The organism is Sulfurimonas sp. SWIR-19 (assembly GCF_020410885.1).
In the GTDB taxonomy this organism is placed as follows: domain Bacteria; phylum Campylobacterota; class Campylobacteria; order Campylobacterales; family Sulfurimonadaceae; genus Sulfurimonas; species Sulfurimonas sediminis.
On record NZ_CP084578.1, the window covers coordinates 1,098,382 to 1,120,087 of the forward strand.

Genomic DNA, 21,706 nt, shown 5'->3' on the forward strand with positions numbered 1-21,706 from the left:
TCTATTCTTGCAGCTCTTTGGCATTGTTTAGTATTTCAAATGAAACATACAGTTTGTCCGCTTTAGGTATATGCACATCTTTTTGCGGTGTTATAAACGCTACTTCATTTTCGTTACTGCCAAAGCTTGCAGAATTTTGTAAAATATTTAAGCAGACCGCGTCAAGCTCTTTCTCTTTTAACATTTTTTTGGCATTTGCTTCGGCTTTTTCTTTGTCCATTTCTGCTTTAAAACCTATGACTGTGATGCCGTCTTTGTCGATTGTACTTAAAATATCAATATTTTTTTTCAGACTCAGTTCCCACTTCTGCCCCAAATCCTCTTTCTTAAGTTTGGTATTTTGAGGAAACTCGGGAACATAGTCACTCACTGCCGCCGCCATAAAGAGGTAAGGCTTTTTTTGAATGACGTGAATATGCTCGTCTCTGATAAGTGTCGCTTTTGACAGCTTGCCTTTTTTCGCAATACGTATGGAGTCGACAAGATATTCAAGCATCTCCTGTGAGTCTTCTACGTCTATTTTATGCATGTTTACAGGCAGGTCACGGTCAAATCTGGTTGCTATGAGATTAACATCCGCTCCTTTTAAATAGAGTGCCGTTGCCAGTGCCGATGCCATTTTTCCGCTTGAAAAATTTGAAATGTAGCGTACTTCATCAATCTTTTCAATTGTACCTCCGCCTGTAACTATGACACGTCTGTGTTCCCAAAACTCTTCTTTTAAAAGCTCACGGCAGGTTTGATAAAAAATGTCCAAAGGTTCAGCCATTGCACCGTCACCGACAGTCTTGCATGCCAGTTCTTTTGTCTGTGTTTCTAAAATAGTATAGTTTGCAATGCCCAGCATTTTTAAATTTGCCTGTGTTATCGGGTTTTGGAGCATATTTGTGTTTGCCGAGGGTGCAAGGATTTTCATACCGCTAAAGGCAAGGGCGCACTGCAAAAGCATATTGTCCGCAATGGCATTGGCAAGTTTGGCGATGGTGTTTGCTGTAGCGGGAGCGATGACCATAACATCTGCCCACTGAGTGATTTTTATGTGGTTGTGCTCATTTGCCCAGGACTCGTTTGTGTCATCAAGTACCTCATTTGAAGTAAGTGTCTCAAAAGTAAGAGGTGCTATAAACTTTTTTGCACTCGCACTCATGACAACTTTTACTTCTGCTCCGGCTTTTATGAAGTCTCGTACAAGTTCGAGTGTTTTGTACACAGCGATAGAACCGGTCACTGCGAGGAGAATTTTTTTGTCTTTTATTAAATCTGTCGGTATTTTCATGAAAAATCTTTTTTTCTTGTATTTTACCTAAAAATACTTAGAAGTAATAAATATACTTAAGCTTTGTAGATGTATACTATAAAAATCTTAGTAACGAAAGGGGAATGTTATGAACCATAACGAACAGATGAAAAAGTATTACGAAAGGTGTGATATTGACCTTATCAAGGGGCATTTAAAAGAGTTGCTGAGTGCGGCAAAAAAAGAGATCCGCCAGATACAGGTCGAAGAGATAGATTTAGAAAATATGATTTTGATTGATGTACGGGAATCTGATGAATTTGCAAGCGGTGTTATCCCTGCAAAAACAGTTTTTACCATTCCTCGAGGGAAACTCGAATTCGCTGTTGATGACAAGCTTGTTGATTTAAGTGATCATCAAATAGTTTGTTACTGTTTAAAGGGTGCAAGAGGGCTGATGGCTGCAAAAACACTCAAGGATTTGGGTTTTAGCAATGTTGTCAATCTCGAAGGCGGCATTTCAAGTTGGGTAAATGCACACAAGCCGATAAAAAATTATCTCGGATACTTTACGCTTGAGACAAACTAAAGTTTCTTTATAAAAACGACTTTGAGGTAATTACCCTCTTGAAATTTTTCTGCCACGCGAAAATCTTTTGGCAGAGAGTGGCGCTTTAGCACTTTGTATTTTGTTTTTAAATCTTTGAACGCTTTGTCTATAAATCTGCCAAAAGTCATCATACTGAAATTGGCAGCATTGGTGGAAGCTACGATAATGCCGTCTTTGTTTGTTATTTGTATCACCTCTTTGAGGAGTTTTACATAGTCTCTGTTGGCGCTGAATGTATGTTTTTTTGAACGTGCAAAACTCGGCGGATCAACGACAACCATATCAAAAAGCAGTTTTTTCCTCACAGCATATTTAAAGTATAAAAAGACATCTTCAACAATGATATTCTGATTTTTCAAATCAATGTTGTTGATGCAAAACTGCTCTTGCGTTTTTGGTAAACTTCGTTTTGCCAGGTCAACGCTTGTCGTGCTTTTTGCACCGCCAAGGGCTGCAAAGACGGAAAAAGCACCCGTGTAGGAAAAAGTATTTAAAACGGTTTTTCCTTTTGCATATTTGTCACGAATGGCTTTTCTGACCTCTCTTTGGTCTAAAAAGACGCCCACCATTGCACCATCATCAAGATAGATGGCAAAATTTGCCCCGTTTTCCTTTACATGTAAAGGCTGCGGTGCCTCTTGCCCAGATACAAAGTCACTTTTGTCATCGAGATACATGCCTTTTGTATTAAAGCGTTTTTTTTGATAGATTCCTTTAAAGTCGACACTCTGTTTAAAAGCTTCGAGTATACTCTCTTTGAATGTATAAATACCGATGCTATACCATGTAAAAAGATAATAGCCTTCAAAATAATCAATACTCAAGCCACCGATGCCATCGCCCTCACCGTTAAAAACCCGAAAAGCAGTTGTTTGCGTGTCGGCAAAGAAATTTTTTCTGTAGGCAATTGCTTCTTTGATTTTTCTTACGAAAAATTCGCTGTCTATGGTTTCATCTTCATTTTGTGAAAGAATCCAGCCATGTCCTTTGTTCTGTAATCCGTAGTAGCCTTTTGCAATGAATCTCTTCTTGTTGTCATACAAGTGAAGCAGACTGCCTTCTTCTTTGAGTTTATTCCAATCTTGGAAATACTCTTTCATAAGCAGAGGATAACCGTTTTGTATCTGCTGCGTAAATTCAGGTTTGAGTATCAGGTCTATTTCATTGTGCATTTTTTTCTCTCAAGTTTGTCATACAGACAAAGCATATTAGTGTAGTCTTTATGCAGTGTTGTTTCTATCAAAAAATCTGTATTATTGAGAATACCCAAAGATTTCAGTACTTTTTCTTTGGAAAACACCTTATATAAAGCTTCTTTGTACTCTTCATAATCAAGTTCCATCTCCTGCATTCGAGCAAGTTCCACTACAAGATGACCGAGTTTGTTTGTCCCATATTCCAACAATTCAAGTGCCTCGTCGTGCTCACCCAGACGCAATAAAATCTGTGCTTTAAATTCAGCCATTGTAAAATTTTTTGCAAAGATGACACCGATGTATTTTTCCATATTGAGTGAGTCTTCAAGTGATTCAATCTCAAGCATAATTTCCTGTGGGTCATATTTTGTAAAATTGAGCACCATATCACGGATAAGTTTGCCGTTGTTTTTGTTGTTATATATCAAATCCTCTATGGGATAAACTTCTGAAATACCGGGAACAATTATTTGACAAGAGTAAAAACCGAGGTAATCATATTCTCTGATGTAAAATTCTTTCTTCATATCTTGAAGAATCTTTGTTAGACAGTCATACTCATCTTGTGTGGAGTTTCCTTTATAGGAAAAAAGAGAATATTTAAAACTCTTTTTGGCACTCAAAAAAAGAAACCCGAGTTTGCCGTTGGAGTCTATAAAGTGTGATTCAAGGTTAAAACTGTCTGAGACAAGGCTCATGTCAAAGGTAGGCACTTCAAAACTGTCAAGATTTTCAAGTGAACGCCCCTGCATAAGCTCGGTCATTGTGCGTTCAAGTGCAACTTCAAGAATAGGATGTGCTCCAAAAGAGACAAAAAGTGTTGCATTTTTCGGATCTATCAACGAGATGGCAGTGACGGGAAACTGTCCGCCCAAAGAAGCATCTAAAACTTCCACTTTGTAGCCGAGTTTCTGCAATGCCTGTATATCTTCATAGACTTTTGGAAAATTTTTCACAACTTCATCAGGAAATTTCGGCAGGGCATAGCCGTTTTTTATGATGGCGATTTTTGCATGGCGTTCAAAAATCTCACTCAGAGCCTGCACTTTTGCTTCCAAAGGCGTATTTCCCGTCGCCAAACCGTTGCTGACGTAGAGATTGCTTAAAATATTGAGCGGAATTGGAATATGTTCCTGTGTGGATTGTTTGACAAAAGGAAGTGCAACGATTTTGTCAGTATAGTCACTGTTGAAGTCCACCAAATCTTCAGGAGAAAGATGTCCGTCCGGGTTGTAAACTGCCATAAGTTCATCACTGAGACCGGCTTCATTAAAACCAAACACGACTTCATCAGGATAATATTTTCTCTTCGGCAAATGGAAATCTATAAAAAAGTTATTTGTCTGCAGTCGTTCAATATACTCACCCAAAGCACTCGCCACAGAAGCATCTCTCAGTACACCTTTACCGTTTGAGTAAATATGCCTGGGTGCTTCTTGTGAGCTGAGATTGACCGAAAAACAGTGAGTGAGAGGATTTTTATGTTCTTGAAAAACTGTCTCACATCCGACATCAGATAAAACAGCCTTCATTGTAGTTATAGAGTTTTGAAGCGGTGCTTCTTTAGAGAGAAAATTCATTAAATAGTTGATCCTGGGTTTTTTATAACATTATACCTTTTTTTAAAGATTCTCTTCTAAAGCCTCTTTGTATTTTGCAAATTTTTCTTCAAATTTCATGCTGGCATAGGCGGGAGAGGTTGAGGGGAGCAGAATTTTTTTGACGGGCAGGTCTTTGTACTTTTTGTTAAAAATCTGTTGTGCTTTTTTGCCTGTAAACAATATGGTTTTGATGTTTGGGTATTCTGTTAGCAGTTTTTCAAAATCATTGACTTCTATATTTTTCAGGTTGGTATCACTGGAATTGTTTGCATCTCTTTGCAGACTTGCAGCACTGTCAAAAAGGGCTATTTTGTGCTTTTTACACAGGGCAATTTTGTCATCTTTTGTTTGTATGTCTGCATTGAAGATTTTACCAAGAATAGGCCAAAACTGATTACGTGGATGGGCATAGTAAAAGCCTTCTTCAAAAGATTTTATACTGGGAAATGAGCCGAGTATCAGCACTTTTGAATCAGGAAATATAAGCGGTTCAAAAGTATGATACTCTGTCATATTAGCATTTTTTGCCGAAAAACTTATAATAAAAATCTTTCACTAGACGCATTTTTGTTCGGCTGAGAACTAAGTTGCCGCTTTTTATTTCTCCGCTTGTTACCGTCGTTCCTGCTGCTATCATAACATCATCTTCTATGGTTATAGGGGCTACAAGCTGCGAATCACTGCCGATGAAGACATTTTTGCCGATGCGTGTTTTGTATTTTTTGACACCGTCATAGTTACATGTAATGGTTCCCGCACCTATGTTTGTGCCTTCATCTATCTCGGCATCACCCAAATAGCTTAAATGGCCTGCTTTGACGCCTTTGAGGGTTGATTTTTTTACTTCTACAAAATTTCCGATGTGCGTATTTTCTATATGACTCAGCGGTCTAAGATGTGCCATCGGTCCGCAGTCTGAGTTTTTCAGGGTACTCTCTTCTACAACGCTGCCGGCTTTTATGTGGGAGTTGATGATTTTGCTTTTTCCTGTAATGCGACAGCCGTTTTCAACAATGCACTCTCCCTCAAAAACAACATCTTCTTCTATATAAATAGTTGCTGGCAGCTGCATGGTTACCCCTGTATTCATCCATTTTGTACGGATTCTGTTTTGCATAATCTCTTCGGCATCAGCGAGGTCTTTTTTGGAGTTTACCCCTTTGAAGTGCTCTTCATCAACAAGTAAGGGCACAATACTTGACTCATCTTCGTTTGCCATTGCTATGATATCAGTCAGATAATACTCCTGCTGTGCGTTATCATTACTCAAATCAGGAATGTATCGCTCCAAGATGACTTTTGAAAAGGCATAAACACCAGCATTGACTGTTGTAACATTGAGTTCTGCTTCATCAGCGTCTTTTTGCTCTACTATGTACTCCACATGGTTGTTTCGTATGATGACACGACCGTATCCATCAGGGTTTTCAAGATCAAAAATACTCATGATAATGTCTGCTTCAAGCTCTAAAAATCCTTTGAGTGCATCGGCTGTGATGAGTGGCATATCTCCGTTAAGAACCAATACCTTGTCATATTTTGGTTCTACCTGCATCATAGCTCCGCCGGTTCCCGGGTAGTTTTTAGCATCTTGTTCTACAAAGCGGATATCATCAAAATAGCTTTGCATTGTTTCAACAACAGCCTCTTTTTGATGGGCAACCACTACGGTAATATCATCAGAAATTTTACGGGACTCTTTGATGATATGATAGAGCATAGGTTTTCCGCTGATGGTGTGCAAAACCTTTGCTTTTGAAGATTTCATACGGCTGCCTTTACCGGCTGCCAAAATTACGATACTTATATTTTCTTGTTTCATGTGCATTCTTTTTTTGTTTTTATCTGCAATGTTACCATTATTTAATTATAAAGTGTATAATTTCGAACTTATTTTATGTTTACATGTAATAAGATATTTAATACTAAAGAAGATTTTCCCCTTGAAAAAAATTACACAAACACGACTTATCATCTATGTCAGTATATTCTTTGTTTTATTTGATAACTACAGCTTTTTTCACAATGTCTTACAGGTCTATCCTCTGAACTGGCACAACGCCGGATTTTTAATATCTCTGGCCGTTGTTTTAGTCTTTTTTATGATATTTCTGCTCTCTTTGTTTTGTTATAAGTATACGCTTAAACCGATTATAATTACACTGCTGTTGGTTTCATCGCTGACAAACTACTTTATGAACAGTTATCATGTGGTGATTGATGCGAGTATGATTCGTAATACACTGCAGACAAATATGCATGAATCACTGGATCTAGTAACGCTCAAACAGGTTCTGTATTTTCTGTTTTTAGGTCTTTTGCCGTCATATTTTGTTTATAAGACAAAAATAGAGTACCGTCCTCTTAAGCAGGAGTTACTTGCGCGCTTAAAACTCATAGGAATATCTCTGGCGATTATTCTTGCTTCATTCTTTTTGTTTAGTAAGTTCTATACTTCCTTTGTACGCGAGCACAAGCCGTTACGCTACTCCATAAATCCTGCGTACTGGATGTACTCCATCGGAAAGTATATTAATTTGACATTTAACAGCGGTCCGCTTGTCGTTGAGCCGATAGGACTTGATGCCAAAGTTGTCAATGATGACAACCGCAGCAAACTCGTCATTATGGTCGTCGGTGAAGCAGCACGGGCGGATCATTTTAGTCTCAACGGCTATAAAAGAGAGACAAACCCTCTGCTTGCGCAAGACGACATCGTGGATTTTCCAAATTTTTACTCCTGCGGTACCTCTACGGCTGCTTCGGTGCCATGTATGTTTGCGAAATACGGCAAATCAGACTACAGCTACAAAAAAGGCATCAGTACCGAAAATGTGCTTGATGTGTTAAAACACACAAAAGATGTGGCTATTCTTTGGCGAGACAATAACTCTGACTCAAAAGGGGTGGCACTGCGTGTGCCGTATGAGGATTACAAAACTCCGAAAAACAATACAATATGTACCGACGGAGAGTGTAGAGATGTTGGCATGCTGGTCGGACTCGACAAATTTATACAAAAGAATAAAGGCAAAAATATTTTAATTGTGCTGCATCAGATGGGAAATCACGGACCTGCATACTACAAACGCTATCCGAAAGATTTTGAAAAATTTACGCCTACATGTAAGACAAACCAGCTGGAAAACTGTACACAGGAAGAGATAACAAATGCCTATGACAATGCGATTTTGTATACCGACTATTTTTTAGATCAGACGATAAAATTTTTGAAAAAGTATGGCAAAAAGTATGATACGGCCATGATATATATGAGTGACCACGGGGAGAGTCTGGGTGAGGGCGGTGTCTACCTGCACGGTTTGCCATACTTTATGGCACCTGATGCACAGGTACATATCGGCGCTGTAATGTGGCTTGGCAAAAATATGGCAAAAAGGGTCAATAAAGAGGCATTAGAAAAACGAAAAGATAAAAAGTATACACAGGATGATCTTTTTCATACATTACTTGGCATCTTTAATGTACAAACAAAAGAGTATGACAAAAAGCTGGATATTTTAAAAAATGAACATTAACCAGCAACTTGTTGTTACTTTTATAATACTTTTCTTGAGTATTGTATTTTTTGGCATAACAGATGTTGATTTGAGTCTGCAAGACCGTTTTTTTGATTTTACGACACATAAATGGATTCTTTTTTGGGGTGAGCAGCCTTACAAGTTTATATTTTACGACGGTATTAAAAAACTTCTCATTGCCTTTGCTGTGAGTCTGTTGCTTGCACTCATCTTTTTTAGGAAAACAAAACTGGTCAATGACTACAAAAGAGGCATGATTATTGTCATACTCTCTGCCATATTTGTGCCGCTTATTGCAAGTTCCATAAAAGGAGAGACAAATATGCCCTGTCCCAAAGATGAAGTGAGGTACGGTGGTGTCTATCCTCGGACAGCGGTCTGGCAAAACTACACACCGGAGTTTAAATTGCATCACCATAAAAGCAAATGCTGGCCTGCGGGACATGCCAGCGGTGGATTTGCGCTTTTGAGCCTGGTATTTTTATTTCACAAACGGAGAAATAAAATCATTGCCTCTGCAGTTGCTTTGACTATAGGCTGGAGTATGGGACTGTATAAAATGCTTATCGGTGATCATTTTTTCAGTCATACGGTCATTACGATGGTACTTGCATGGCTGATTATATTACTCATCGCAAAGATAGTCAATAAAATTTACTCTTTATAATAATTGTGCTATTATAATGTAATTATAAATTTTTTCGTTAAGGTTTTTGGATGGATTTAGGTACGGTCATTGGTATTGTTTTGATTATGGCTCTTTTGCTCGGGGCCATGACAATGGGTGTTGGTGTCGGTGCATATATCGATATTCCTTCTGTTTTAATTGTTGTCGGTGGTAGTATAGGGGCTTTGATGATCTCTTTCAAGCCGGCGCAGATGAAAAAGTTTACAAAAGTCTTTATGAAAGCCATTAAGCCTGCTGAAGAGGATGTCGGTGAACTTATAAAAAAACTTGTAGAGTTCGCGACCAAGGCAAGAAAAGACGGTATTTTGGCACTGGAGAGTGATGTCAACAATGAAGAGAATGAGTTCTTGAAAAAAGGTCTCTCTATGGCAATTGACGGGAGTGAGCCTGACACTATTCGTGATTTGCTCGAAATTGACATGGAACAGACAAGTACCCGCCATAAGATTCATGCTTCCATATTTAATCAGTGGGCGGGGCTTGCCGGTGCAATGGGTATGATCGGAACACTTATCGGGCTTGTTGCCATGCTTTTAAATATGGCAGATCCTTCTGCCATCGGTCCTTCTATGGCAGTTGCCCTTCTTACAACCATGTACGGAGCGATGATTGGAAATATCTTCGGAACACCGATTTACAATATTTTGACTATTCGAAATGATGAAGAGACGATGCTCAAAGAGATGATTCTTGAAGGTATTATGTCTATTCAGTCCGGTGATGCACCAAGAGTGCTTGAAGCAAAACTGCTTGCCTATCTGGCTCCTGCTGACCGTGTCAGCCAGTTTGAATAAAACAATGGAAAAAACTGATGGCTAAACAAAAGTGTCCTGAATGCGAAGAGTGTCTACCCGCATGGCTGGCGGCATTCGGAGACTTGATGTCTCTGCTTCTTTGTTTTTTCGTTTTGCTGCTTTCTATGTCGAGTATGGATGCAAAAAAGATTTCAGAAGCTATCGGTTCACTCTCAGGTGCGATGAGTGTTCTTGAAGGCGGTACGCAAACAGAAATCTCAAAAAAAAGAATGCTTGAAGCTACACCTATAGACTCTCAGGACGAAACGAGTGAAGTGGTCAACAGAGTGCAGCAGGCTGCAACTGATGCAAATGAGATGATGGAAAAGACACAGTCTCCCGCGATTACCGTAAAAGAAGCGCAAGATGGTTTTGTGATCAAACTGCCGGCAACACTGCTGTTTAAACCTGGCAGTGCTACGATAGAAAATCAGGACGCTTTGTTGTTTTTGAAGCGGATTACGCTTATTATTCAAGAGTTGCCAAATGATATGCTTGTGGATGTGCAGGGGCATACTGATGACAGAGATCCCGGACCGAACAGTCCCTATAAAGACAATTGGGAACTCTCGACTGCAAGAGCACTGGCTGTTTTGCATGAGTTGATTTTGGACGGTGTAGATCCTGCGCGTCTGAGTGCAACAGGTTTTGCACAGTATCAGCCCATAGCGACCAATGCAACAGCCACAGGACGGGAAAAAAACAGAAGAGTTGAATTGCATTTTTATGGGAAAAAAAGTGAAGAAGCGCAAAATGTGAACAATTCTATTTTAGATAAAACAGTCGAGAAAAAATGATAAGAGTTCTGTTCTTGCTTGCGGCATTGGCTGCTTTGGGTTTTGGGGCAGAATCGCCTGTTGTTCCTACCATGAACCTGAGTCTTTCGGCACCGGACACACCACAGCAGCTTGTCTCTTCACTCAATGTTCTCGTTGTTCTTACCTTGCTTTTTTTAGCACCTTCGATGGTGCTGGTAATGACAACATTTACCCGGTTTGTCATTGTGTTCGGATTTCTGCGTCAGGCACTCGGTACCCAACAGGTTCCTCCGACACAACTGCTTGTCATGCTTGCAATGATTTTAACTTTTTTTGTTATGGAACCCATAGGAACAAAAGCCTATGAGCAGGGTATCAAGCCCTATATAGCCAAAGAGATAGGCTATGAAGAGGCTTTTGCCAAAACTACACTGCCGTTTAAAAATTTTATGATTAGAAATACAAGAGAAAAGGATTTGGCACTTTTTTTACGGATACGTAAAATGGAAAATCCGAAAAGCGTGGCAGATGTGCCTCTTTCTATTGTAATTCCTGCCTTTATTATCAGTGAGTTAAAAACCGCTTTTGAGATAGGTTTTTTACTCTTTTTGCCGTTTCTGGTGATAGATATGGTCGTGGCCTCTATTTTGATGTCTATGGGTATGATGATGCTGCCTCCTGTTATGATCTCTCTGCCTTTTAAAATACTTGTTTTTGTATTGATTGACGGCTGGAATTTACTTATAGGTAATTTGATTGCCTCTGTAAAATAATTTTCTAAGGATGTAAAATTGAATTGTAAATATTTCAGTGAATGTGGTGCCTGCAGAGTTTATGAAGATGGATATGAAGCACAACTTAATGAAAAAATACAGATAAACAAAGAACGATTTACACCTTACTTTAGTGAAGAAATTTCTGTGTATAAATCCTTGGATGCACATTACCGTGCAAGGAGCGAGTTTAAAATATGGCATACAGATGATGAAATTTCATATGCCATGAATCATATTGATAAAAAAGGTGTTGTGCTTATTAATGAATGTCCACAGGTGAATGTGTATATTGGCAACCTTATGCCTAAGCTTCTTGATGCAATCAAAGTACATGCTGTCGGTTTTAAGCTTTTTGGTGCGGATTTTTTAAGTTCGAGTTCGGGTGAAATAGTTGTTTCGCTTCTGTATCACAGACCTTTGGATGAAACCTGGCAGGAAAAAGCAAAAAAAATAGCCCAGGAACTGGGTATATACATCATAGGCCGTTCACGCAAACAAAAAGTTGTGATAGGACAGGATTATGTTACAGAGACTTTACATGTAAAGAGTGATGTCTATAGGTTCAAATATATTGAAAACAGTTTTACTCAGCCAAATCCGAGAGTCAATGAACAGATGATTGCCTGGGCAAGTAACAAGTTTTCAGATACGAAAAACGATTTACTCGAACTCTACTGCGGGGCAGGAAATTTTACCATTCCCTTTGCAAAAAAATTCAACAAAGTGCTGGCGACAGAAATATCCAAATCCTCCATCAATGCGGCAAAAGAGAATATGCTTTTAAATCAGGTAGAGAACATAGAGTTTGTCCGTATGAGTGTTGAGGATTTTGTCGGAGCGCTTGACGGTGTAAGAGAGTACAGAAGGATGAAAGATATTGATATCAACAGTTACGCTATTCATTCTGTCTTTGTCGACCCTCCACGAAGCGGAATGGGCGAATACTCTTGCAAATTTGTCTCAAGGTATGATCATATAGTCTATATTTCATGTAATCCGTTGACATTGCTGGATGATTTGAAAATACTCTCTCAAACACATACAGTTACAGACATGGCGCTTTTTGATCAGTTTCCCTACACACATCATGTTGAAATGGGTGTGAAACTTACAAAAAAAGGGCTGTAGTGAAAAAAATATTAATCATAAGCAGTGGACCGATAGGACAACATTTTATTCAACGGGTTGCCGAGACATATACGAGTGAAAATATATACTATATAGTGCAGACAAAAGAGAAAAAATTTAAAGATGCAAGCCCGGCACGTTTTAAATTTTATGAGTTTGATCCTACCAGTTTTTATAAACTGGCAAATTTACTCAAAATGGAGTTTATTCAGGTTGTGATAGCGATGGACAATCAGACTGAAGTTGAAAATACGATTAAAAACATTCGTGTTGTCAAAAAACAGTTGCGGGTTGTTGTCCTAAATCAGTGGAATATGACCAATGAAGACCCGAATGTTGTACTCATCAATGCAAACGAGATTTTGGCCTCCCGTTTGTTGGATTACCTGCCAAATGTTCCGGTGATAGCACAGAATGTCGGTATAGGCGAGGGCGAAATAATGGAAGTACTTGTTCCTTTTGGCAGTTCTTTTGTTTATAGGCATATTGGAGTGATTGAGCAGAAAAACTGGCGCATTGTCGCGATATACAGAAACAGAAAACTCATAATGCCTTCGCGCAGACGCATGATACAGCCAAATGACACTCTTTTGCTCGTTGGTGAGCCTGCGGTCTTGCGCTCAGTTTACAAAGCCATTAAACGTGAACTTGGACAGTTCCCTGAGCCTTTTGGAACAAATATCCTTTTATACATAGATATGAACATTATCACGCATTCCAATATTGCCACGCTTGTACAGCATGCAATGTATATCCATGAAAAATTCAAACATGACCTTGTTATAAAAATTGTAAACCCTTCAGACATTGATATTATTGAAAAAATCAAGGATTTAAGAGATTTGGATATTGTTGTCGAGATAGATTATGACAGTATCAATCTGCGATCTGTATTTTTGCATGATGTAAAGTCATATCATGTCGGACTGGTGATTGTATCAAGAGAGATGTTTGCCGATTATCATGTGAGAAGATGTTTGTATGATGTACATGTACCGGTACTGAAACTCTCAGAAAAATCCTTTTCCAAGGTGAAAGATGTCGCTTTGATACTCTCAGACAACAGAGACCTGGAAAAAATTTCTGCAACGATTTTCGATATAGCCGAGCAGCTTAATTTCAATATAGAACTTTATAATTATATAAACGAGCACCAGGATGAAAAAGAACAGGTCATCGAGCATTTTTACAATCTTTCAACTATTTTTTCCAAGTCAATCAAAGTCTTTAAAGAGAATGAAAATCCGATTCGGCTCCTGAAGCACAAAGAAAATTTTGTACAGATCATTCCTTTTACCAACAAACTCACAACACGCCATATTTATGCTCTTTTTTCAACTGACAGTGAAAAACTCTATTTTAAACTGGATGATTTTCATCAGATTTTTATACCTGTACAGCTATAAACAGCGTTAATTTATTCCTTTTTTAGTAAAAGTTAAGTATTATCTAGCATATTATAATTTTGGATAGACAATGCAGGTAAACATTCCTTTAAAACAAACAGTTGACAACTCATATGACATTACTATAGATACGATTAAAAAAGTTCATTTTGATAAAAAAGTAGCTATTATTACCAATCCGAAAGTGGCCGGACTTCATCTGGCATATTTCCTTTCAAAAATATCAGCAAAAGAACTTTATATCATTACAGTACCTGACGGGGAAGAGTACAAAAACCAGGATTCTGTTGATTTGATATTGGAGTCTTTATTTAACCACCGTTTTAACAGAAAATCAATGCTTATTGCTTTTGGAGGCGGTGTGATAGGGGATATGACAGGCTATGCGGCAAGTATATACCAGCGTGGGATTGATTTTGTGCAGGTACCTACAACACTGCTTTCTCAGGTAGATGCCAGTGTGGGCGGCAAAACAGGTATAAATAACAGTTATGGAAAAAACCTTATAGGTGCTTTTCATCAGCCCAAAGCTGTCTATATTGATCCTCATTTTTTATCAACTTTACCAAAAAGAGAATTTGGTGCCGGTGTTGCCGAGATTATCAAAATGGCAGTGACCTTTAACAGAAATTTCTTTGAATTTTTAGAAATGGCAGACCTGCATGATAAAAAAGTTTTGCAAGAAGCTATCAAACAGGCTGTACAGACAAAAGCAGATGTTGTTGCCAAAGATGAAAAAGAGCATGGATTAAGAGCTGCTCTGAATTATGGCCATACTTTTGGGCATGTCATTGAAAATGAAACAAAATACAAAACCTATTTGCATGGCGAGGCGGTAGCCATCGGTATGGTGATGGCAAACGAAGTTGCTGTGGCTATGAACCTGATGACACCACAGGAAGCACAGAGGGTAAAAGAGCTTTTACAAAAGTATGATTTGCCGACTTCTTATACCATTGAAGATGTCAACAGTTTTTATGAAACATTCTTTTTGGATAAAAAAAGTCTGGATGCTTCTGTAACGTTTATTATCCCCATAGGCATCGGTGGCGTAAAAATTACAGATGAAGTTGACAAAGAGTTGATTCTCAGTGTTCTTCGTAAATTTGGAAACAACTGATGCTGTTAAAGTCCTTTATTTTTACTGTTAGTATACTTTTGTCTTCTTTGTTGCAGGCAGATGTTTCTGTTGAACAAAATGCCACAGATACAACAAAAGAAAAAGCACTTACACTTGAACAGACAAAAGCATATGAACAGCAGATAAACACCATAGAGTCAGAGATATCTGATGAAAACATGTGGATGAAAAGCTACTCTTCTTACCTGACATCCATGGATGTGAAGCATAATCTTGATGCCATTAAAAAAAGAATTAGCTATCTTGCAAAACATGCTAAAACAGATGCGGACAAAGATGAACTCATCGCCTTGATATCAAAAGAAAATATTCTGGCTTCACAGATTGAAAAACTAAAGGGTACCAACAGTTCTGCACCGTTTTCAGGACTGATAACGCCGCCAAATATCGACAAAGTGCCGGAAATCAACAATCCCTTTGATATTCTGACCGGTCTGTCTATGATAAAAACACTCAATGCAAACCTTGAAGAGTACAGGAAAAAAAGAGAAAGTCTGATAGATTTGATCAGCAAATTAAAACAAGAGAAAAAGATTTACAAAAAGATTCTGCAACTGCAGCCAAAAAACAAAAAATATGCTCAGATATACAGAAACAAACTCGCACAGCTTGAGATGTTTGAACAGGCGCTCGATACTATGAATGTAACAATGAATGTGTATCAAAAACGCCTGGATATTGCAGAGATAAATATTAACAAAGGCATTGAAAAACAGGTTTACAGACTGATAAAAATAGGCATGGCAATACTGTTCGTATTTTTTATATTTTTTCTTTTAAAGCTGGTTGTCAAGAAATATATTACAGATAACGAACGTTTTTATATGGCAAACAAAATCATCACATTTACAAATTTCATCATTATAATTTTGATTTTATTTTTCAACTATATAGAAAATGCTTCCTACCTTGTAACAATTCTTGGATTTGCTTCAGCAGGTATAGCCATTGCGATGAAAGACTGGTTTATGTCGATGCTGGGCTGGCTTGTTATCGTCTTTGGCGGAAGTATACATGTAGGGGACAGAATCCGTGTAGATATGGGAGGAATGAAATATGTTGGCGATGTTTTAGATATCTCGCTTCTTCGTATGACGATTTTGGAAGATATAACTTTGACATCCATCATGCACAACAGAAGAGCAGGCCGTATTATATTTATACCGAACAACTATATTTTTACCCAGATGATTGCAAATTATACGCATAATTCACTCAAAACAGTTTGGGACGGGGTGAAAATTACGATTACCTTTGATTCCAACCATAAAAAGGCTATGCACATAGTCAAAGAAATCACAAAGAAATTTTCCAAAGGGTATACGGATATTACAAGAAAACAGCTTAATAAACTCAGACAGCACTATAATCTGAAAAACACCAATGTAGAACCAAGAATTTACTCTTTTATAGAGTCAAACGGTATAGATATAGAAGCCTGGTACCTTACCAATGCCTATGCTACTTTAACACTCAGAAGTGTTATTTCAACGGAAATTCTTGACGCATTCAAAGAGGCTGATGATATTACGATCGCCTATCCTACACAGAAGCTGCATGTATCTATGCAGAGTGAATCACCGAGTGCACACAATGGAGAAATAGTCTAATGCACACTAAAAAAGTATATTTTAAAACATTCGGCTGTCGGACAAATCTTTATGATTCTCAGGTTATGATGAGTTCATTAAAAGAGTATGAAATAACCCAAAATGAGGCAGAAGCCGATGTCATCGTTATAAACTCCTGCACGGTTACCAATGGTGCCGATACCCATGTGCGTTCCTATATTTCGCAGGTTGAAAAAAACAACAATGGCGCAAAGCTTTTTTTAACAGGCTGCGGTGCCCATACCAAAGGAGAATCCCTTTTAAAAGAGAACCGTATCCACGGAGTTTTTGGTCAGAGTGAAAAGCAGAAAATAGATGCTCTTTTGGCAAGAGAAAAGCCCTTTTACGAACCGGGTGATTTGAACCATATAGACGATATGGTTGTGGATGAGTTTGTAGGCAAAAGCAGAGCCTTTATAAAAATACAGGAGGGATGTAATTTTCGCTGTTCTTACTGTATCATCCCTTATGTGCGCGGTGATGCCAGAAGCATGGATGAAAACAGAATTTTAGAGCAGGTCGCAAGACTTGCCCTAAACGGTTTCGGTGAATTTATCCTGACCGGCACGAATGTCGGAAGTTACGGGCAGGATACAAAAACATCTTTGGCAAAACTTATGAAAAAGATGTCCCAGATTCGTGGTGTCAGACGCATACGTCTGGGGAGTGTTGAACCTATTCAGATTACAGATGAGTTTAAAGAGATTTTGGATGAGCCATGGATGGAAAAGCATATGCACATTGCTTTGCAACACACTTCGCCAAAAATGTTAAAACTGATGAACAGAAGGAATGTTTACAGGCAGGATAAAGCATTGTTTGAACTCCTGGCAGAAAAGGGATACGCCATAGGCACCGACTTTATAACAGGGCATCCTGGAGAGAGTAAGGATTTATGGCGAGAAGCTATGCAAAATGCAAAAGATTTGCCTTTGACGCATATTCATGCTTTTACCTATTCAAAGCGTGATGGCACTCCTTCTGCCACTATGAAGCCGGAGGTAAACGGTAAAATAGCAAAAGAGAGACTGCACGAATTGCAAGAGCTGATTCAACAGAAAAATTTTGATTTCAGAAAGGCTTACAGGGGAGAGCTTGAAGTGCTGATAGAGTCTTGTAAAGAAGGATTCTATCACGGGTTTGATCAGCATTTTAATAAAATTGTTGTAGAGTCTCAAGAAGATTTGGTTGGAAACTGGATTACTGTTACCAACTATGAAGTAAAAAAGGACTTCAATTATGCCAGAATCTAAAACAAACAGAATAGCGATTTATGTATCGGCATTTATTATTATAATATTGATTTTATTTGCTCTGCTTCGGGACAATGCTGATGCCATAACCCTGAAACAGGCCAAAGAACTGTTGCAAAACCATAATGTTGAAAAGGTTGTTGCTAGGAAAAAATATGTCTATCTAAAAACAAAAAAAGGATATTACAAAATCCCTTTTTCACAAGTGACACCTGATATGTTTGCTGATTATAAAGTTGAAGTTGACAATGAATCAAACATATTACTTTATCTGTTGGTATTTATACTGGTTTTGGGACTTGGTTCATTAGCTTTTAGAAAATGGCAAAAGAAATCATTGAAAGAAATTTTTACTGTCAGTGAATCAAAAAATAATACTGACTTTTCACCGTCTGAGGGGAATACTCATATTGAAGCGATAAAAAGTGATGTGAGTTTTAATGATATTGGTGGTATCAGCGATGTCAAAGTGGAACTCGAAGAGATTATAGATTTTATGAAAAATCCAAAACGATACAAAAGCTTTGGTGCGCGTATGCCAAAAGGAGTGCTTTTAATAGGGCCTCCGGGTGTTGGAAAAACGATGATAGCAAAAGCGGTTGCGCATGAAGCGGGTGTGCCTTTTTACTATCAGAGCGGGGCATCATTTGTGCAGATTTATGTCGGCATGGGTGCAAAGCGTGTGCATGAACTTTTTGCCGCAGCGAAAAAAAATGCTCCTTCTATTATATTTATAGATGAAATAGACGCTGTAGGAAAAAAGAGAGACGGCAACAGAAATGATGAGAGAGAGGCAACTCTGAACCAGCTTCTGACTGAGATGGACGGATTTGAAGGCTCAAGCGGAGTGATTGTTATTGCTGCGACTAACAAAATAGATGTTTTAGACTCGGCACTGCTGCGTGCAGGACGTTTTGACAGACGGATTTTTGTAGAACTTCCGACCAAGCGAGAACGTGAAGCGATTTTAATGAAATATCTGGAAAAAGTACCGCATGAGCTGGACGTCAAAATAGTAGCAAATATGACTGTAGGCTTTAACGGTGCCGCACTGGCAGCACTTGTAAACGAGGCGGCTCTGTTGGCTTTGAGACAGAATGATTTTCATGTTACTTTGGAACATTTTGAGCAGGTAAAAGACAAAGTGATGTTTGGAAAGAAAAAACTCCAAATGCTCAATGAAAGACAAAAAGCATTCCGGGCAACCTATCAGGCCGGAAAGGTAGTGGTAGCAACCTATTATGATATAGCTTTTGAAAAACTGATGCTTTCAAACGAAAAACTGACACCTGCTACGGATGAGCCGTTTATAAAACAGGAACTTGAATCCCGGGTGAAGATGCTTTTAGCCGGAATAGCTGCCTGTGACATAAAGTATAACGAGCATGCAAGCAGTGCCAAAGATGATCTGGATGAAGCAAAAAAACTTGTGAAAAAAATGTGTGAAGAGTATGGTATGTGCTCGTCATTGCTGCCGGATGAAAAAGAGCAGGAACTGCTGCTTAAAAGACTTTACGAAGAGAGCAGTGTTTTGCTTGAATCTCTTTTGAAAGTGCTTGAAAAAATCGAATATGTTCTTTTGGAACGCGAAAGTATTAGTAAAACCGAAGTAAAAGAGTATTTAAATGAAGTTTTTTAGCGGATTTTCTTTAAAAAATGAAAAACACTTTTTTGACCCTTACATGTATAAAAGTGATTTTACCGTAAGCGGTTTCAGTTACGGTGCGATAAAAGCTTTTGAGTTTACATGTAAAGCCTTGGAAGAAGGCAAAAGAGTAGATACTTTACAGCTTTTTTCACCGGCTTTTTTTCAAAGCAAAAATGAAAAGTTTAAGAAACTGCAGCTGATGGCATACAGGAAAAATGAAAATGTCTATTTGCAACAGTTTATAAATGCCTGTTTTTTGCCATATGAGAGAAAAGAAGTAGAACGCAGTGTGACAGTGTTGGAAGAGCTGGATGAACTTTTAAACTATGAATGGGATATACAGAAATTACATGTACTGGCAGATAAAGGTGTAACAATTGAAGTCTATTTAGGTGGAAAAGACCAAATAGTTGATACAAAGAGTGCCAAAGAGTTTTTTCTGGATGTGGCAACGGTTACATACATAAAAGAGGCAAATCATTTTTTACAACTTTTTTGAAAAATCAGTAAAAATCAAATAAAAAGCAATCCTATAAAGAATAACTTAAACGGAGCGAAAAAATAAAAAAGACAATAGTCCCGTAACAATAAACTTTCAAAGAACATTTTTAAGAGCCTTTTGGCTCTTAAGAGCGTTTGATTTTTGAAGCACTTTTTACAAGTCATTATCTAGAATTTGACTCAAGTGTTTCAATGATCAAACAACTAAAAAACTGTTTGGTTGACAATGATAAAGTGCTAGGTGCCCCTTGAGGGTATAGACTGTTATATAATTGTCTATATAGTGTTTATCAAGTTCTATAACAACTTATTGTTAAATAGTTGAATGAAACTCAAGATGCTGATGCCTGAAATACCCTTTGAGGATTATAGGCAACATTGTTTTTATAAATAGCTAAAATGATATGAGCAAGTTTCCTTGCAACAATGACTACAGCCTCTTTTTTGGCTCTGCCTTGAGAGACCTTGTCTCTAAAGAGCTTATTAAGTTCATTATTATGTCTAATAGCTGCAATGGCAGCTTGATATAACGCTTTTTTAGCTAACTTTGCACCTCTCTTTGCAATAGGACCATAACTAAGCTTATTGCCAGATTGCTCTATTGTAGGATAGAGGCCCAAATAACCAATAAGATGAGAGTTGTTTTTAAACCTGCTCAAATCCCCACACTCACTAATGAGTGCAAAGATGGTTTTATCACTCACACCCGGAATGGTTCTAAGGTTGTCAATAATATCCATAACCTCTTGTTCTTCATCAATCTCAAGTTTTGGTGCTTGATGAAAAAGTTTTAACATCTCATGCTCAAGCTCTTTAAGCTCCTCTTGTAGAAGTTTAATAAGTCGAATATGAGACTTTATGACATAAGCTCTCTCATCTACACCATTACCCTGATAGACAGAGTGTTTGGCTAACTCTAAAAGCTTTTTGGCTTTTTGCTCATTAAAGTTATTGCCTTTAATACCTCGAAAAGTTTTAAGTATCCTCTGCGCACTGGCATACTCATAATGCTTTGCAGTTGGATACTTCTCAAGCAGAGCAAGCCCTGTTACATTAAATGGGTCTTTTACAACCTGCTCCATTTCAGGAAAGACTACAGATAGAAGTGTAGATATCTGTCGCTTATGCTTTTTCATCTCTTCAAGAAGATTATTCTTGTGTCTATATAGTGATTTGATACTTTGATAGGTATCTTCACTTACATAGGCTTTGGAGTATCTTCCTGATTTAATTAAAGCTGCTATCATTAAAGCATCAATGTTGTCATTTTTTACTTTTTTCATGGTGTCCAACTCTCTAAATCTGTTTGTTTGATAAGGATTTAAAAGTATAACATCAAACCCTTTCTCCTTCAAATACAGATAGAGATTTTCAAAGAAGATTCCTGTTGCTTCCATACCAATGGTAAAGGTTGAAACTTCATCAATAGAGTTCAAAAGTAAAACCAATTCACTAAAGCCATTCTCGTCATTATTAAACTTGAGCGACTTCTTTATTACTTTATCATCTTGATTAACCACACAGGCAACATGAAAACTCTTTGCTATATCTATACCTACATAATAGTGCATTGTGCATCCTTTCATTTGTTTAACTTTTTCTTACAGCCTCGTAACGATAGAGGATTGAGATAAAACCCATCCTGGCATCCTATAGGTAAGTTACTTAGGTTAAACGCAGTATGCTTTCTTAGATAGTGGTATAAAACCTCATAAGGAAAAACGACTGTCATTCAACTCTTTAACTGTAAGTTGTTTTAGTATTTGACAAACACAAAAACGACTTTATCAAAAACTAAAAAACAATTATCAAACCAC

General features: G+C 38.0%; 19 protein-coding genes. 13 read left to right on the top strand and 6 right to left on the bottom strand.

The window, feature by feature from the left end:
• Nucleotide 1: 1 nt before the first annotated feature.
• Nucleotides 2-1,276 carry a bifunctional phosphopantothenoylcysteine decarboxylase/phosphopantothenate--cysteine ligase CoaBC gene (gene coaBC / locus LCX93_RS05665; RefSeq protein WP_226069278.1) on the bottom strand — a complete coding sequence of 425 codons (1,275 nt, stop codon included), beginning with the start codon at nt 1,274-1,276 and terminating at the stop codon, nt 2-4.
• Nucleotides 1,277-1,385: 109 nt separating this feature from the next.
• Here coaBC and LCX93_RS05670 point away from each other — a divergent pair, with 109 nt between their 5' ends.
• The gene (locus LCX93_RS05670) at nt 1,386-1,826 is read left to right on the top strand and encodes a rhodanese-like domain-containing protein (RefSeq protein WP_226069279.1); all 441 of its coding nucleotides are present in this window, start codon (nt 1,386-1,388) and stop codon (nt 1,824-1,826) included.
• Here LCX93_RS05670 and LCX93_RS05675 read toward each other — a convergent pair.
• From LCX93_RS05675 to glmU, 4 genes are read right to left on the bottom strand one after another with little or no spacing between them, the layout of a single operon-like run.
• The gene (locus LCX93_RS05675; RefSeq protein ID WP_226069280.1) at nt 1,823-3,019 is read right to left on the bottom strand and encodes a class I SAM-dependent rRNA methyltransferase; all 1,197 of its coding nucleotides are present in this window, start codon (nt 3,017-3,019) and stop codon (nt 1,823-1,825) included. The genes LCX93_RS05670 and LCX93_RS05675 overlap by 4 nt on opposite strands.
• Complete coding sequence (locus LCX93_RS05680) at nt 3,004-4,623, bottom strand: YcaO-like family protein (RefSeq protein WP_226069281.1); 1,620 nt, start codon at nt 4,621-4,623, stop codon at nt 3,004-3,006. Before LCX93_RS05680 ends, LCX93_RS05675 begins: the two co-directional genes overlap by 16 nt.
• Before the next feature lie 42 nt (nt 4,624-4,665).
• Nucleotides 4,666-5,157: a DNA-deoxyinosine glycosylase gene (locus LCX93_RS05685; RefSeq protein WP_226069282.1), complete on the bottom strand. Its 492-nt coding sequence runs from the start codon at nt 5,155-5,157 to the stop codon at nt 4,666-4,668.
• A 1-nt stretch (nt 5,158) separates the two neighbouring features.
• Nucleotides 5,159-6,466: a bifunctional UDP-N-acetylglucosamine diphosphorylase/glucosamine-1-phosphate N-acetyltransferase GlmU gene (gene glmU / locus LCX93_RS05690; protein ID WP_226069413.1), complete on the bottom strand. Its 1,308-nt coding sequence runs from the start codon at nt 6,464-6,466 to the stop codon at nt 5,159-5,161.
• A 121-nt stretch (nt 6,467-6,587) separates the two neighbouring features.
• Between glmU and LCX93_RS05695 the strand changes: the two genes are divergently transcribed.
• The 12 genes from LCX93_RS05695 (at nt 6,588) to bioV (ending at nt 19,887) form a co-directional block, all read left to right on the top strand.
• Nucleotides 6,588-8,183, top strand: a complete 1,596-nt coding sequence (locus LCX93_RS05695) for a phosphoethanolamine transferase (RefSeq protein WP_226069283.1) — start codon at nt 6,588-6,590, stop codon at nt 8,181-8,183.
• A 34-nt stretch (nt 8,184-8,217) separates the two neighbouring features.
• Nucleotides 8,218-8,853 (top strand): phosphatase PAP2 family protein, encoded by a 636-nt coding sequence (locus LCX93_RS05700; RefSeq protein WP_226069284.1) that lies wholly within the window; start codon nt 8,218-8,220, stop codon nt 8,851-8,853.
• 50 nt (nt 8,854-8,903) lie between these two features.
• Complete coding sequence (locus tag LCX93_RS05705; RefSeq protein WP_151900418.1) at nt 8,904-9,668, top strand: motility protein A; 765 nt, start codon at nt 8,904-8,906, stop codon at nt 9,666-9,668.
• Nucleotides 9,669-9,685: 17 nt separating this feature from the next.
• On the top strand, nt 9,686-10,465 hold the full coding sequence (locus tag LCX93_RS05710; protein ID WP_226069285.1) for an OmpA/MotB family protein: 780 nt from the start codon (nt 9,686-9,688) through the stop codon (nt 10,463-10,465).
• Nucleotides 10,462-11,199: a flagellar type III secretion system pore protein FliP gene (gene fliP / locus LCX93_RS05715; protein ID WP_193151761.1), complete on the top strand. Its 738-nt coding sequence runs from the start codon at nt 10,462-10,464 to the stop codon at nt 11,197-11,199. Before LCX93_RS05710 ends, fliP begins: the two co-directional genes overlap by 4 nt.
• An 18-nt stretch (nt 11,200-11,217) precedes the next feature.
• On the top strand, nt 11,218-12,330 hold the full coding sequence (trmA, locus tag LCX93_RS05720; RefSeq protein WP_226069286.1) for a tRNA (uridine(54)-C5)-methyltransferase TrmA: 1,113 nt from the start codon (nt 11,218-11,220) through the stop codon (nt 12,328-12,330).
• Nucleotides 12,330-13,736 (top strand): COG3400 family protein, encoded by a 1,407-nt coding sequence (locus tag LCX93_RS05725; protein ID WP_226069287.1) that lies wholly within the window; start codon nt 12,330-12,332, stop codon nt 13,734-13,736. Before trmA ends, LCX93_RS05725 begins: the two co-directional genes overlap by 1 nt.
• A gap of 70 nt (nt 13,737-13,806) precedes the next feature.
• Nucleotides 13,807-14,856, top strand: coding sequence for a 3-dehydroquinate synthase (gene aroB / locus LCX93_RS05730; RefSeq protein ID WP_226069288.1), 1,050 nt, complete (start codon nt 13,807-13,809; stop codon nt 14,854-14,856).
• Nucleotides 14,856-16,487, top strand: a complete 1,632-nt coding sequence (locus LCX93_RS05735; RefSeq protein WP_226069289.1) for a mechanosensitive ion channel domain-containing protein — start codon at nt 14,856-14,858, stop codon at nt 16,485-16,487. The genes aroB and LCX93_RS05735 overlap by 1 nt, the downstream gene beginning before the upstream one ends.
• The gene (gene mtaB / locus LCX93_RS05740) at nt 16,487-17,740 is read left to right on the top strand and encodes a tRNA (N(6)-L-threonylcarbamoyladenosine(37)-C(2))-methylthiotransferase MtaB (RefSeq protein ID WP_226069290.1); all 1,254 of its coding nucleotides are present in this window, start codon (nt 16,487-16,489) and stop codon (nt 17,738-17,740) included. Before LCX93_RS05735 ends, mtaB begins: the two co-directional genes overlap by 1 nt.
• Nucleotides 17,727-19,379, top strand: coding sequence for an AAA family ATPase (locus LCX93_RS05745; protein ID WP_226069291.1), 1,653 nt, complete (start codon nt 17,727-17,729; stop codon nt 19,377-19,379). The genes mtaB and LCX93_RS05745 overlap by 14 nt, the downstream gene beginning before the upstream one ends.
• Nucleotides 19,366-19,887, top strand: coding sequence for a pimelyl-ACP methyl ester esterase BioV (gene bioV, locus LCX93_RS05750; protein WP_226069292.1), 522 nt, complete (start codon nt 19,366-19,368; stop codon nt 19,885-19,887). Before LCX93_RS05745 ends, bioV begins: the two co-directional genes overlap by 14 nt.
• Before the next feature lie 334 nt (nt 19,888-20,221).
• On the opposite strand, the gene LCX93_RS05755 is transcribed toward bioV, so the two are convergent.
• A complete protein-coding gene (locus LCX93_RS05755) occupies nt 20,222-21,460 on the bottom strand; it encodes an IS110 family RNA-guided transposase (RefSeq protein WP_226069293.1) in 1,239 nt (412 codons plus the stop codon).
• Nucleotides 21,461-21,706: the final 246 nt, after the last annotated feature.